This is a genomic window from Rhizobium chutanense (assembly GCF_002531935.1).
Lineage (GTDB): Bacteria > Pseudomonadota > Alphaproteobacteria > Rhizobiales > Rhizobiaceae > Rhizobium > Rhizobium chutanense.
This window is the reverse complement of the sequence record NZ_NWSV01000016.1, coordinates 104101-118479: the sequence shown is the minus strand read 5'-3', so window position 1 is coordinate 118479 and position 14379 is coordinate 104101. Positions and strand designations below refer to the sequence as shown.

Genomic DNA, 14379 nt, shown 5'->3' with positions numbered 1-14379 from the left:
AAAAACCGCATCTGGACCCCAAATCCGCCTTGACATCAAACACAGATGCTCATCCGCCTGCCGGCACCTTCTCCCCGCTGGGGAGAAGGGACTTGCCGCGACGTCTCGATTCCCTCTTCTCCCCTCGGGGAGAAGGTGCCCGTAGGGCGGATGAGGGGGCCACACGGCACGCCCTCACATAATCCTACCCGGCAACCCCAACCGCAACCCCGCGCCCGAGCGCCCGGAAAACCGTCGACACGATCCCCGCACGATCGAGCCCGGCATGGGCGTTCATCGCTTCCGGCTTGGCCTGCTCCATCCAGATGTCGGGCATGACCAGCGAGCGGATCTTCAGGCCGTTGTCGAGCAGGCCTTCGCTTGAGAGATATTGCATCACCTGGCTGCCGAAGCCGCCGACCGAGCCTTCCTCGACGGTGATCAGCATCTCGTGGTGGCGGGCAAGCTGGCGGATCAGCTCGTGGTCGAGCGGCTTGGCGAAGCGCGCGTCGGCGACCGTCGTCGAAAGCCCGGCGGCATCGAGATCTTCGGCGGCAAGCAGGCAGTCGGCCAGCCTTGTGCCGAAGGAAAGCAGCGCCACCTTGGCGCCTTCCTTGACGATGCGGCCCTTGCCGATCTGCAGGATTTCGCCGCGCGCCGGCATGTCGACGCCGACACCTTCGCCGCGGGGATAGCGGAAGGAGATCGGGCCGGCATCATAGGCGGCTGCCGTGCGCACCATATGCTTGAGTTCGGCCTCGTCGGCCGCCGCCATCACCACGAAGCCGGGCAGGGTGGCGAGGAAGGCGGTGTCGAAGGAGCCGGCATGGGTCGGCCCGTCGGCGCCGACGAAGCCGGCACGGTCGATCGGGAAACGCACCGGCAGTCCCTGGATTGCCACGTCGTGCACGACCTGGTCATAGGCGCGCTGCAGGAAGGTGGAATAGAGGGCGGCGAACGGCTTGTAACCTTCCGCGGCCAAGCCGGCGGCGAAGGTCACGGCGTGCTGTTCGGCAATGCCGACATCGAAACAGCGGGACGGAAAGGCTTCGGCGAGCTTGTCGAGCCCGGTGCCGTTCGGCATGGCGGCGGTGATGCCGACGATCTTGTCGTCGAGGGTCGCTTCCTGCACCAGCGCCTCGGCAAAGACGCTGGTATAGCTCGGCGCATTCGGCTTGACCCGCGCCTGGGCGCCGGTGATGACGTCGAACTTGTTGACGCCGTGATATTTGTCGGCAGCGGCTTCCGCCGGCGGATAACCCTTGCCCTTCTGGGTGACGACATGGATCAGCACCGGCCCGCGGCCATTGTCGCGCACATTGCGCAGGACGGGCAGCAGGTGGTCGAAGGAATGGCCGTCGATCGGCCCGATATGATAGAAGCCCATCTCCTCGAACATCGTGCCGCCGGTGACGTAGCCGCGGGCGTGCTCGACGGCGCGGGTGATCGCCCGGTCGATATTCTTGCCGAGATAGGCCGTCAGCTTCTTGCCGAAGTCGCGGAAGCCCATATAGGTGCGCCCCGAAGCGAGGCGGGCGAGATAGGCGCTCATTGCGCCGGTCGGCGGCGCGATCGACATGTCGTTGTCGTTGAGGATGACGATGAGGCGGGCATCGAGTGCGCCGGCATTGTTCAGCGCCTCATAGGCCATGCCGGCCGACATTGCCCCGTCGCCGATGACGGCGATGACGCGCCGGTCGTTCTTGTCGAGATCGGCGGCGATCGCCATGCCGAGACCGGCCGAGATCGAGGTCGAGGAATGCGCCGCCCCGAACGGATCATATTCGCTTTCCGCCCGGCGGGTGAAGCCGGAAAGCCCGTCTTCCTGGCGCAGCGTGCGGATGCGGTCGCGCCGGCCGGTGAGGATCTTGTGCGGATAGCATTGATGGCCGACATCGAAAATCAGCCGATCGTTCGGCGTGTCGAAGACGCTGTGGATGGCAATCGTCAGCTCGACCACGCCGAGACCGGCGCCGAGATGGCCGCCGGTGCGCGACACCGCGTCGATCATTTCGTCCCGGACCTCGCGGGCAAGCTGCGGCAGGTCGCGATCCTCGAGCTTGCGCAGGTCGGCGGGGTAGATGACCTGGTCGAGCAGGGGGGTCTTCGGCAGTTGTGTCACGGGCGGGCGCTCTTTCTTGCTTTTCCTTGTTCCGCTTTATTCGATTAGATCGGGGCAAAACAAGTGCATTTCAGGAACCGAAGGTTTTCACCTTAGAGCATGGCGGAAAAAAGTGTGAGCGGTTTCGGAAGATATCACTTTCTATTTCTGTGAGTTGCACTTGCCTGATTTTAACAAGGCGATCGAACGCATGAACAGCCGCGAGCAGCTTGAATATGACACGGAATGGTAGCAATGTTGCCGTGCTGGCTGGGGGACAGGTCATGGGAACGATTGTTGCAGCGCATGCCTATGTGAACAACGAGGTCGCCTATGTGGCCTGGGACATCGACGCCAAGATCGATGGATGCCTTGGGTTCGAGGTCGTCCGCGTTTATCTCGACGAACAGGGAAACGTGTCGATAAGGCCCGATGGCAGCGAGGACCGGGTGACCTGCGCCGCCTGGGTCGCCTTCAAGGGACAGCGCAATCCGCATTGGCTGCCGCAGACGACATCGCTCTGGCCGGTGCAGAAGCTCTCCTGGCGTGACCTGACGCTGCGCAAGCGCCGCAACGAGATGAAACGGCGGCCCGACGAGGTCCATGTGCGTTATGAGATCCGTCCGCTCGGCGACCTGAAGCCCGGCATGCAGGCCGCGCCTGATCCGACGCCTGAGCTCGTCGAGATCAACAAGCGGGACAAAAACGGCAAGCCGATCGAGAAGGATGACGGCACCTTCGAGAAAATCGCGGTCAAGGCCTATGAGGGGCCTGCCCGGCCGCTCGGTTATCTCGGGCCGGCTGTCGCCACCAATCCGGTGCATGTGACGCGCAAGCGGGGCCAGTTCGGCTCCACCTTCACCAACGGCATCCTCGCTGCCCAATGGCTGCGAAACGTGCTCCTGGAAGATGGTGTGAAGCAGCCGAACGAACTGATCGACATGATTTCCACGCCGTCGAACGGCATCCGAAAATATCTTGCCGGCGATGTCATCCCGATGCTCAGGGATTTCATGAATGCGCCCGGCCGCTTCCTTGTCGCCCTCTATGAGCTGGAAGACCTGGAACTGCTCGACCTGCTGCTGGCCAACAAGGACAAGCTGCGCATCATCCTTGCCAATACCGGAAAGGTCGGTGACGACTGGGATGTGCGCAATGCCCACGCACGCAAGGCGCTGATCGAGGCCGGCGTCGAGATTCACCACCGGATGTTCAACAATTCGAGCCAGATCGGCCACAACAAGTTCGTCGTCCATATCCCGCCCGGCGGCGCGGATCGGAGCGTCTTCACCGGCAGCACCAACTGGACGGCCACCGGCCTGGCCGGCCAATCCAACAATGCGCTGATCGTCAGGAACGATGCGGTCGCCGCCGCCTATGTGTCCTATTGGGAGCGGATGCTGCAAGACAATGCAACGCTTGATGTGCCCGTCGAATTTGACGACGGCATGCCCGACAACCAGCAAAGCAAGGCATTCCGGAGCTCCAACGAGACGCCCTCCATTGTGCCCACCGGCAATGGCGCTTCCGTCGAAGCGTGGTTTTCGCCGAACATGCAGAGCCGCAAGAAAGGCAAGGCGACGCCGCCGGACCTGCGCGAGGTCTACCGGCTGATGCGCCGTGCCGAGCACGCCGTGCTGTTTCTGGCCTTCTATCCCGGCCAGTCGGGCAGGGATTGCATTGTCGGCGAGGCGATCGATATCGGCCTCAAGGATCAGAAGCTGATCGTCACCGGCGCAGTTTCCAGCCCGCAGGCCATGCCCAACTATGTCGCCGGCAAGAAGAACGATCCGGACGATGAGGACGACGATGTCGACGCTGTCTCGCCTCACACGTTCGACGAGGCCAATGTCTCGATCGTCCGGGCCTCGCGCATCGACGACCGTCAGCTCCTGGCGGATTTCGGCGCGGAGGAGCTGACGGCCAAGAAGGTCGGCGCCATCATTCACGATAAGGTGCTGGTGATCGATCCCCTGTCGGAGGACTGCGTCGTGGTCCTCGGCAGCCACAATCTCGGCTTCAAGGCCTCCTACGCCAATGACGAGAACATGCTGATCGTCAAAGGCGACCGCGCGCTGGCCGAAGCCTATGCCGTCCATATCCTCGACGTCTATGATCATTACCGCTTCCGCGCGGTCGAGGCGGAGCTGAAGCGGCAGGGCAAGAAGGGCTGGTCGGGCTTTCTGAACGTCGATGACAGCTGGCAGGACGGCTACGTCAACCGCACGAAAGGTGCGCTGACACGTTATTTCGCGAAGGGTTGAATTCCGGGAGAGTTTGCCGGCGGCGCGTCGCCGCCGTCAGCCTTCCGGCAGCGGCACGAATTCCTCTTCGTCGCCCGGTACGATGTCGAAGCGGCCGGTGCGCCATTCCTCCTTGGCCTTTTCGATCCGTTCCTTCGAGGAAGAAACGAAATTCCACCAGATATAGCGCTTCGAATTCAGCGCCGCGCCGCCGAAGAGCATCAGGTGGCAGCCATCGCTGCCGGCTTCGAGCGTGATCGCATCGCCCGGCCGGAAGACCAGCAGCTGGTCGGCGGCGAAGCGGTCGCCCGATATGACGACCTCGCCCGAGAGCACGTAGACGGCGCGCTCTTCATGGCCCGCGCCGAAGGGAAATCGGGCGCCAGGCTGCAGGCTGAGATCGACATAGAGCGTGTCGGAGAAAACCCCGACGGGTGATGTCATGCCTTCGAACGAGCCGATAACCACCCGCCCACGCACGCCTGGCGTTTCGATCAGCGGCATGTCGGACTTTTGCGTATGGGCGAAGGAGGGATCGATCTCCTCCTTGTCGTCGGGCAGCGCCAGCCAGGTCTGCAGCCCCGACATCAGCAGCGGATGGCCGCGCAGATTGTCCGGCGTGCGCTCGGAATGCACGATGCCGCGCCCGGCCGTCATCAGGTTGATATCGCCGGGGCGAATGACCTTTTCGGTGCCGAGGCTGTCGCGATGGCGGATCTCGCCATCGAAGAGATAGGTGACGGTGGAAAGCCCGATATGCGGATGCGGCTTGACGTCGAGCGCCTCGTTGGGCTTCAGGATCGCCGGTCCCATGCGGTCGAAGAAGATGAACGGCCCGACCAGCCGCCGCTGCCGCGTCGGCAGGGCGCGGCGCACCTGGAAACCGCCGATATCGCTGCTGCGCGGAATGATCAGATTCTCGATCGCATCGCAGGCGAAGGCATCGCCGGGCAGGGGATCTTTACCGGGAAAGAAGGACATGACGGATCTCCATTCGCAGAGGCATTCCCCACAGATAGCGCCCGGAGCGTCGCGCGTCCAATTGGACGCGCAATCGCTCAGATCGCGGTAAAGCCGTTATCGACGAAGAGATGGGCGCCGTTGACGAAATTCGACTCGTCGCTGGCGAGATAAAGGGCGGCGCGCGCCACGTCTTCGGGCTCGCCGATCCGCCCCTGTTGGGCGGCGATGGCGGCATCCGAGACATCGACGCCGAGCGCCTGCAGGTCGGCGACTTCGCGCAGGCCGTGCGGCGTGCGGATGAAGCCGGGGCAGACGGCGTTGCAGCGGATATTGCGGTCGCGGAATTCGACCGCGATGGCGCGGGCAAACATATGCACGGCACCCTTGGTCGTGTCGTAAAGCACCTCCATCGGGGTGGCGGCGACCGCCGAGATCGACGAGGTGCAGACGATCGATCCGCCGCCGCTCGCAATCATCTTCGGCAGCACCGCCTTGGTCATCAGGAACATCGAGCGCACATTGACGGCGTGCAGCCAGTCCCACTCCTGGAGCGTCGTTTCCAGGAAGGGTTTGATGACGATCGTGCCGGCATGGTTGAAGAGCACGGTCACCGCGCCGTAACGTTCTTCGACGCCGGTAACGGCGGCGTTGACGGCGGCTTCGTCGGAGACATCGGCCGTCCAGTAATCGGCCTCGCCGCCGGCATCCCGGATCTCTCTGACGGTCTCGGCCGCCGCCTGGCCATTGCGGTCGATGATCGCGACGCGCGCGCCTTCGGCCGCAAAAAGCTTCGAGGCAGCGCCGCCCATGCCGGTCGCGCCGCCCGAGATAATGGCGACCTTGCCCTTCAATCTGCCCGTCATTGTTGCGTCCCCTTGAGATTCTGGAAGGGGATCATAGATCGGCCGCAAGCCGATCGCCAAGCGCCTTTGTCAGGGCATTGCGGCGCTCAGGCCCCGTCGAGCGGCTCGACGCCCTGCGGCTTGCCGGCGCGGTCGAGCCGGATTTTCTCGATGCGGTTTTCGGCGGCCGAAAGCAGCGTCTCGCAATGTTTCTTCAGCGTTTCGCCGCGTTCGTAGATCTCGATCGATTCATCCAGCGCCACATCGCCGCGCTCCAGCCGGGCGACGATGCTTTCGAGTTCGGCGACCGCCTTTTCGAAGGAAAGGCCGGATACCTCGGGCTTGGCGCTGTCAGTCATTCTCAACCCTTCATCATTCGCAGAATATGCATGCCCGCCGATTCGGCGAGGCCTTCGAGATCATAGCCGCCTTCGAGCAGGCTGACGACCCGGTTCTTCGCGTGACGGTCGGCAAGTTCGAGCACGCGCCCGGTCGCCCAGTCGAAATCCTCGCCCGTCAGGTTGATCTGCGCCAAGGGATCGCGGTGATGGGCGTCGAAGCCGGCGGAGATGATGATCAGATCCGGCCGGAAATCGGCGAGCGCCGGCAGCACGCGCGATTTGAACGCCTCGCGGAAATGGTCGCTGCCGACATTCGGCGAAAGCGGCGCATTGACGATGGTGTTGTGTTTGCCCTTTTCGTCCTTGGCGCCGCTGCCGGGATAGAGCGGCATCTGATGCGTCGAGCAGAACAGCACCGAGGGATCGTCCCAGAAAATATCCTGTGTGCCGTTGCCGTGATGCACGTCCCAGTCGACGATGGCGACACGCTCGGCGCCATGCGTCTTCTGCGCATGGCGGGCGGCGATCGCCGCATTGTTGAAGAAGCAGAAGCCCATCGCCGTCGTCTTCTCGGCATGGTGCCCGGGCGGGCGGGCGGCGACGAAGACATTGTCGGCGCGGCCGGAAAACACGTCGTCGACGGCCGCCATCGCCCCGCCGATACCGGTCAGCGCCGCCTGCAGGCTCTTTTGGCTGGCATAGGTATCGGCTTCGAGCTGGTTGATCCGGTCCTCTTCCTCGGGGATCTCCCGCATCACGGCGATCAGATGCTCTTCGGGATGGGCCAGCAGCACCGCATCCTCGCTCGCCTGCGGCGCCTGCCGGCGCTCCAGCCGCTCGAAATTCGGATGTTCCAGCGCGACATTGATGGCGCGGATCCTGTCCGATCGCTCCGGATGGCCGGCGGGCGTCACATGTTCCAGGAAGATCGAATGTTCATAAAGACGGGTGCTCATGGAGACACTCTATCGGTCGCTTATGTCATGTTCCACAGCAGATGGGGCGTCGCCCGATGATTTCAACAAGCGCTGTTGCCTCGCCGCCCGACCATCGGCGACATCGCCATGCCTATTCCGGCGTTTTCCCCGAGCAATACCGCTGCGACAGCGCCGCACCTTCACGCAGACGCGTAAATTGCGCTGTAACACTTTGAACTGCTGCATTATTTCGTCTTTAAACCGTTTCCGATTTGAAGATTTATGCAATACTGTCGGCCCTGGGGGATTTTGTAAGGCAGTTTGTTGATGAGTCAGTCGAAACGACCTGGTGTGGCGGAAATACATGTGCCGTTTCGCGATGTCGACATGACCGGCCGGATGTTTCTAGCCTCCTATATTTCCTACGCCGAGTCCGTCCTTGTGAGCTTCTGGTCGTCCCGGCCCGACGTGGATGACGAACCGCTCTATAGCCCCAGCAAGGTCTCCTGCATTCTCCACCGCCCGCTGCACTACGACGAGCCGGCAGTCTTCACCGCCGCCGTCGACAAGATCGGCGTCCGCTCGATCGGCTTCCTCATCTCGGTCGACATCGGGGAAGAACGCGCCGCCGAGGTGGAAATCATCTGGCAGGCCCGCAGCAAAGAAGACCAATCGCCGGCCTCATTGCCGGAGGAGACGCGCGACTGGCTTTATCGGTTTTTGGACTAATGCCTCGGCTCGAAAACCGGGGCATTGTTATCCCGTGCTTTTGCCCTGGAGAAGCGGCTCGCCGAGTATGGTGATCTCGACATTCGGATAAATCCGTTCCTCCAGCAATGTCAGGGATCCAACTCTCACCTCCGTGGGCAAAAGACCTGTGTCGAAGTCGACCGGCGGCAGCCATTCTTCGGCAAAAAATCTGAACAGGGTGATGTGCGCTATTCGCGGCGGGGTTGGACGCCAATCTTCGAAGCAGACGACATCGGAAATGGCCAAGCGCAGCCTGCGCAATGCAGGCGGCTCCTCTGCTTTTACAAAGATAGCGGCTTCCGAGGCCGCCACCTCATGAAAATGGAGGTCAAACGGCGAAGTCTCCTCGACCGATCTCTCCACGATCTCCTTCCATCTCTCCCCGTTCAGCTTCCAGACCGCGTCATTTGCAATACTGACCCGGGTCGCTGCGTTGACCAGAGTGACGATCGTCATGTGCAGGCTCGTTGCCGGAACGCGCGAAAGCGGCGCCGGGCTGTTGCGCTCGATACTGTCCTGCAAGTCGCAGAGCTTTGACAGCGTCTCATGATCAGGCAGGAACTGCAGGTGAAACGCGCAGCACCGCCTGAACCAAAGAGTGTCGACCTTCGTGCGGATCACAGCAGCAGGGTCCTTTCGCCCGGCACAGGCGCGCTGGAGCAGTCGCGCGCAATCCTTATGTCCTGCCATCAGATCATGAAATCCAATGGCGGCACAGTCCGTTTTGACGTGATCGAGAATGTCATAAAAGTTTCACATCGAGGCTCTTGCCGGGATCGGGAAAGTAATCCACTATTTTAATCAGGAAACGAGATTTCCTGAAGCAAACGAAAGGAAACTGATTGGATTCATATCTGTTGATGACCATGCTCGTTGCAGGCGTCCTGGCTTTTGCCCTGACTGCGGTGACAGAAAGAACGACCGCCCAGGCCACCGCAAACACCAGAGCCGGTCCGGACGTAGGCGGTGATGCTGGAGTTGGGTTCGAGGCCTCTGACGACGGGGGGTGCCATGGCGGCGATGACGGAGCCTGCGACGGCGGCGATGGGGGTGGTGGAGATGGTGGAGGAGACTAAATCAAACTGAAATCGATAGAATGCCCGACCGCCTCAAGGCGGTTTTTTGTTGCCCGGAATCCGGGCCGTGCCGTGACGGCTTTAGGCCGGAATGTCAGATGCAGACGGGAATTGCCGAACTGACCCGACCGGCAAGCAGATGAACGGATCCGGCACTTAATCCAATTTCTCGCTCGCCGCGATGATCCTGCGCCCTATGTCAGTCGAGGCGGTGCTGGGCGGAAGGTGTTGGAGACAATCAATATGGTAAAATCCGCGGCCGCTAGCCCGTATATTTACGGGATCGACGCACTGCGCTTTGTGTGTGCCCTCATGGTGACGCTATTTCATCTTGGATTTGCTTCCTGGGCTTCTCCCTTATATCTCAGGCCGTACCGAATGCCGCTGATCGAGAATATCGCCCAGCCCGGATGGGTCGGCGTCGAATTGTTCTTCGTCATATCGGGCTTCGTCATCGTCAACTCCGCCGCTTCGGCCACTGCGATGTCGTTTCTCAAGGGGCGAATTCTGCGGCTCTATCCGGCGGTATGGATTTGTGCGTCGCTGACGCTGATCGTCATCGCAACCGACGATGTCAACCGGCGCATCCTCAAGAATTATCTGCGCTCGATCACGCTCTATCCTGGCGGGCCATGGATAGACGGCCAATATTGGACGCTGGCATGTGAGATCTGTTTCTATGCGATCGTCTTTGTCATGTGCGTAACCGGGCAAAAGACGAGGATGCCCGCGTTGGCTTTCGGACTGTCGCTGGCCAGCACGGTCTTCATCGCCCTGCTATATGCCTTTCCCGATGCAGCCATCCCGACGATATTCACCGAGACCGCCTGGCGGGCGATTCCCTTCTATTACGGCTGCCAGTTTGCCCTCGGCATCTACATATGGCTGCTGTTTCAAGGTCGGATGAGCCGGATTTCCTGGCTGGGTTTCCTCGGCGCCCTGGTGACGGGGGCTGTGCAGATCTACATGGCAGGCGAAAACGCCAGCGACCGCACGCTTGCGACAGCGGGTCATTCCTTCTCATCATTCCCCGCAATCGGAATCTGGCTGGGGGGGGTGACATCGATCGCTGCAAGCGTTGGCTACGGCAGGCGGATCAGCCGGCTGCCGGCCTCCTTCCTTCAATCGATCAAGACCGTCGGCGCGATGACTTACCCGCTCTATCTCCTGCATTTCGCAATCGGCGTCCAGCTTCTCGATTGGCTGACCGACCTGGGAATGGCGCCGCTGCCGGCGCTCACTCTCGCCGTCGCGATCATCTGCGCAATGTCCTTCGCCGTGTGCAAATGGGGAGAACCGCCTATCCGCAGCTTTTTGCGGGAGTTCCTCGACCGGCTTGGGCAACGCGTCGATTTTCGGGCGAAGGAGTCCCGGGTTTAGGGGTGAAATCAAGGAGGGGAGTCGGCCGAGGCGGAGCGCACCCACCCTCTGTCCTGCTCGCGCTTGACCCGAGCATCGACGCGCCGCTCTCGGCACGAGGCGCCACCGGCCGCCGCCGAGCCGGGTCGATGACGCAAGTTGACCACCAACGCACAACGGCCGCCTTCGCTTGGAAGGCGGCCGTTGGCGGCATGCGCAGTAATCTGGCCTTTACGCGCTCAAGCGCGCGCCGGCAGCAGGGGATAGCCGACCATGACGGCGCGGCCGACGAGGGCGGCGACGAAAGCCTTGATCACGTCGCCGGGAATGAAGGCCATCGAGCCGATGAAGGCCTTCTGGAAGCCCATGCCGCCGGCGGTCGCGAGATAGGTGATGCCGAAGGCGTAGAGCACGGCGATGCAGCCGATCACGGCGGCGAGAAAGAAGCTCACGCCCTGCACCAAACCGGATTGCTGATGGTTGACCAGCCGCTCGCTGAGATAACCGGTGACGAAGGCGGCGAAAATCCAGCCGACCAGGAAGCCGGCGGACGGCGAGGCGAAGATGGCAAGCCCGCCGCGGCCGCCGGAAAGCACCGGCTGGCCGGCCGCAACCAGCGCCAGCACGATCAGCACGGCAATGGCGCCACGCCGGGCGCCAAGCACGACGCCGGCCATCATGACGCCGAGGGATTGGGCGGTGATCGGCACCTGGATGAAGCCGAGCGTGATCGGCGGCAGCAGGCCGAGCGCCACGATGATCGCGGCAAAAAGGGCGGTAAGAACGAGGTCGCGAGTGCTCATCATCAATTCCTGTTTATAGATCGTTAACTCACATGCCGCCGAATGCCGCGCGCGTCAATCGCCGCGGCGATATTATCCGCATCCCTGAGCGTCAGGATGATCAGCGGCGCAAGCAGCGTTATCGGCCGGACCTTCAGCCCGCGCGCCCGATGCGCCTCGCGAATCGCCTGGTAACGGCCGACGATCTCAGGCACGAAACGCAGCGCCAGACCGAGCGCCAGACCGATATCGTCGGCCTGCACCAAGCCGGTGCGTTCGAGCGGCCGGGCAAGCGCCGTCACCTCGTCGATGAACTCGGTGATCGAGGTCGTCGCCGTCACCGCGGCGGCCAGAAGCATCAGCGCCGTCAGCCGCAGCAGCGGCACGAGCGCTGCCTGCCAGGGATTGAAGATCAGATTGAAGAGCGCCACGACCGCAATCGTCAGGAAGATCGGCCGCAGCCGCTTGAGCGCCTCGCCGAGCGGCTGGCCGACCATGCGGTAGAGAACCGCCGTCAGCAGCACGGCGATCGAAAGCAGGATGAGGTTGTCGCTGATAAAAAGCACGATGCCGAAGGCCGTCAGCGACAACAGCTTCAGCCGCGGCGAGAGCCGGTGCATCAGGCTGTTGCCTTCGACATAGAGCGACTGCATCAGACGGCGATCTCCCTGTAGCGCGCGATCGCTTCGGCAGCCGGCGCATCGGCGGCAAGCCGCCCTTCATGAAACAGCAGCACCCGCTCGAAACCGGCGATCAGCTCCAAATCATGGGTGATGATGATGGCGCTTTCGTCAAGTCCGGCAATGATCTTCTCGACCAGCGCCCGGTTCTTCAGGTCGAGCTGATTGGTCGGCTCGTCGAGGATGAGAATGCCCGGCCCCGTCGCCAGCACCGAGCAGAGGGCGGCCACCTGCAATTCGCCGCCGGAAAGCTCGTGCGCCCGGCGCTCGGCCAGCGCCCCGGCGCCGAAGCGGGCCAGCACGCCCGCTACCTTCGCCTCGATCTCCGCCTTGGTGAAGCCGCGCCGCTTCAGCCCGAAAGCGATGTCGTCTTTGACGATCGGCAGGATGATCTGGTTCTGCGGCGATTGGAAGATGAACCCGACATCGGTCGCAGCGGTCTTTTCGTCGCTGGTATCGCGGCCATTGACGGTGACGCGGCCGACGGTCGGCTTGGTCAGCCCGTTGATCAGCCGGGCGAAGGTGGTCTTGCCCGAACCGTTGAGCCCGATGACGCCGATGCGTTTGCCGCTGACGCCGAGCGTCAAGGGCTGCAGCGCCACTCGCGTCCCGAAACTGACCCCGGCACCTTCGAAACGAATATCCAAACCCATCCCTCGCATTTTTCACCGGAGGAGATTGCCGAGACCAGCCCCTCATCCGCCTGCCGGCGCCTTCTCCCCGCAGGCGGGGAGAAGGGGATATGCCGCACCGGCTTCCTTTACCCTCGACGTTGCGTTTGGCACGTCCCTTCTCCCCGCGAGCGGGGGTCCGAAGGACGGGCCGAGACGAGTGGCTCGGCCCCGGCAAGGTTGGGGTGAGCGGCAGCCATTGGCGCCAACCTGACAGCAGTGCTTCTATACGGGGAATCGATGATGATGAAAGCGCAAATCGCGATGTCGATATTGGGTCGATATCGGGTGGCTAGGAAGATTTTCCGCGTTATGATGTGCCCATGACGAATCTGCTTTCCAATTCCGACGCCCGTCGTGTCTTTCTTGCCAAGCAGGGCCTCAGCGCGCCGCCGAACCGCGCTTTGACCAAGGAGGGCCTGTTGCAGCTCATCCGTGAGCTGGGTTTCGTCCAGGTGGACAGCATCCAGACGGTGGAGCGGGCGCATCATCAGATCCTGTTTTCCCGCAACCAGACCTACAGGCGCGAACACCTGACCGCGCTGCTCGAAAAGGACGGGGCGCTGTTCGAACATTGGACGCACGACGCCTCCATCCTGCCGAGCGCCTTCTTCGTCTATTGGAAGCACAAGTTCCGCCATCAGGAGAAGGTGATCGTCGAACGCTGGCGCAAATGGCGCGGCGAGGGTTTCGAGGCGGCATTCGCGGAAACCTACGAGCGCGTCGAGCGCGGCGGCGCGATCCTGGCGCGCGACATCAAGGCCGATGGCCACGTCTCCGGCGGCTGGTGGAACTGGCATCCGAACAAGACGGCGCTCGAATATTTCTGGCACACCGGCAAGTTCGCCATCGCCGGGCGCTCGAACTTCCAGAAGATCTATGATCTCACCGAGCGCGTCATCCCGGAGGAGTTCCGCAAGCCGGAGGTGAGCCGCGAGGAATTCGTCGACTGGGCCTGCCGCAGCGCGCTCGCCCGGCTCGGTTTTGCCACCCATGGCGAGATCGCAGCCTTCTGGAACCTCGTCTCGCCCGATGAGGCCAAGGCCTGGGTATCAGCCCATCGCGACGAGTTGATCGAAGTGCTGATCGAACCGGCGCTCGAGGCCAAGCCGCGCCCTTCCTGGGCCTTTGCCGATTTCCTCTCGACCCTCGACAACTACCCCGGCGCGCCGCCGCGCATCCGCGTCCTCAGCCCCTTCGATCCGATGATCCGCGACCGCAACCGCACCGAACGCCTGTTCGGCTTTTTCTACCGCATCGAGATTTTCGTGCCCGAGCCGAAGCGCGAATATGGCTATTACGTCTTCCCGCTGCTCGAAGGCGACCGGCTGATCGGCCGCATCGACATGAAGGCCGATCGGAAGAAATCGACGCTCGACGTCAAACGGCTCTGGCTGGAACCGGGCGTGAAGGCGTCTGTCGGGCGGCTGGAGCGGCTGGAGGCCGAGCTGGACCGGGTGGCGCGGTTTGCGGGGGTGGAGAAGGTGGTGCTTTTGGAGGGGTGGAGAGGGTAGTCCCCTTCGCCGGAGCTGCGGCAGAAAAAGACCCCTCCCCAACCCCTCCCCACAAGGGGGAGGGGCGGCCGTGTGGCCCCGTCGAGTTTCATTCCTGACGATGCAGCATGTAGCGGCGCTTTTTGGTGGCAGGACCCCGCCGCGGGTTAGTCCCTCCCCCT

General features: G+C 62.6%; 13 protein-coding genes. 4 read left to right on the top strand and 9 right to left on the bottom strand.

Translation table 11 applies throughout. The annotated features are described in order from the left end of the window. Positions 1-184: 184 nt before the first annotated feature. Complete coding sequence (gene dxs, locus CO666_RS21925) at positions 185-2101, bottom strand: 1-deoxy-D-xylulose-5-phosphate synthase (RefSeq protein WP_097614293.1); 1917 nt, start codon at positions 2099-2101, stop codon at positions 185-187. A gap of 263 nt (positions 2102-2364) precedes the next feature. Here dxs and CO666_RS21920 point away from each other — a divergent pair, with 263 nt between their 5' ends. Next, positions 2365-4344 (top strand): phospholipase D-like domain-containing protein, encoded by a 1980-nt coding sequence (locus tag CO666_RS21920; protein ID WP_097614292.1) that lies wholly within the window; start codon positions 2365-2367, stop codon positions 4342-4344. A gap of 36 nt (positions 4345-4380) precedes the next feature. Here the strand turns inward: CO666_RS21920 and CO666_RS21915 are convergent, their stop codons facing one another. From CO666_RS21915 to CO666_RS21900, 4 genes are all read right to left on the bottom strand, one after another. After that, complete coding sequence (locus CO666_RS21915) at positions 4381-5304, bottom strand: pirin family protein (RefSeq protein WP_097614291.1); 924 nt, start codon at positions 5302-5304, stop codon at positions 4381-4383. A gap of 77 nt (positions 5305-5381) precedes the next feature. Beyond that, positions 5382-6149 (bottom strand): SDR family NAD(P)-dependent oxidoreductase, encoded by a 768-nt coding sequence (locus CO666_RS21910; RefSeq protein ID WP_097614290.1) that lies wholly within the window; start codon positions 6147-6149, stop codon positions 5382-5384. 86 nt (positions 6150-6235) lie between these two features. After that, complete coding sequence (locus CO666_RS21905) at positions 6236-6487, bottom strand: exodeoxyribonuclease VII small subunit (protein ID WP_003584656.1); 252 nt, start codon at positions 6485-6487, stop codon at positions 6236-6238. Between the two features lie 2 nt (positions 6488-6489). Continuing rightward, entirely contained in the window at positions 6490-7425 is a 936-nt protein-coding gene (locus CO666_RS21900; protein ID WP_097614289.1) for a histone deacetylase family protein, read from the bottom strand. 288 nt (positions 7426-7713) lie between these two features. Here CO666_RS21900 and CO666_RS21895 point away from each other — a divergent pair, with 288 nt between their 5' ends. After that, positions 7714-8115 carry an acyl-CoA thioesterase gene (locus tag CO666_RS21895; RefSeq protein ID WP_097614288.1) on the top strand — a complete coding sequence of 134 codons (402 nt, stop codon included), beginning with the start codon at positions 7714-7716 and terminating at the stop codon, positions 8113-8115. Between the two features lie 27 nt (positions 8116-8142). Here CO666_RS21895 and CO666_RS21890 read toward each other — a convergent pair whose 3' ends face one another. Then, entirely contained in the window at positions 8143-8757 is a 615-nt protein-coding gene (locus CO666_RS21890; protein ID WP_097614287.1) for a 2'-5' RNA ligase family protein, read from the bottom strand. A gap of 698 nt (positions 8758-9455) precedes the next feature. On the opposite strand from CO666_RS21890, the gene CO666_RS21880 reads away from it, so the two are divergent. Beyond that, the gene (locus CO666_RS21880) at positions 9456-10592 is read left to right on the top strand and encodes an acyltransferase family protein (RefSeq protein WP_097614285.1); all 1137 of its coding nucleotides are present in this window, start codon (positions 9456-9458) and stop codon (positions 10590-10592) included. Between the two features lie 218 nt (positions 10593-10810). Here CO666_RS21880 and CO666_RS21875 read toward each other — a convergent pair whose 3' ends face one another. From CO666_RS21875 to CO666_RS21865, 3 genes are read right to left on the bottom strand one after another with little or no spacing between them, the layout of a single operon-like run. Continuing rightward, a complete protein-coding gene (locus tag CO666_RS21875) occupies positions 10811-11374 on the bottom strand; it encodes a biotin transporter BioY (RefSeq protein ID WP_097614284.1) in 564 nt (187 codons plus the stop codon). A 23-nt stretch (positions 11375-11397) separates the two neighbouring features. Next, on the bottom strand, positions 11398-12006 hold the full coding sequence (locus tag CO666_RS21870) for an energy-coupling factor transporter transmembrane component T family protein (RefSeq protein ID WP_097614283.1): 609 nt from the start codon (positions 12004-12006) through the stop codon (positions 11398-11400). Then, the gene (locus CO666_RS21865) at positions 12006-12680 is read right to left on the bottom strand and encodes an energy-coupling factor ABC transporter ATP-binding protein (RefSeq protein WP_097614303.1); all 675 of its coding nucleotides are present in this window, start codon (positions 12678-12680) and stop codon (positions 12006-12008) included. Before CO666_RS21865 ends, CO666_RS21870 begins: the two co-directional genes overlap by 1 nt. Before the next feature lie 347 nt (positions 12681-13027). On the opposite strand from CO666_RS21865, the gene CO666_RS21860 reads away from it, so the two are divergent. Further along, positions 13028-14218: a winged helix-turn-helix domain-containing protein gene (locus CO666_RS21860; protein ID WP_097614282.1), complete on the top strand. Its 1191-nt coding sequence runs from the start codon at positions 13028-13030 to the stop codon at positions 14216-14218. Positions 14219-14379: the final 161 nt, after the last annotated feature.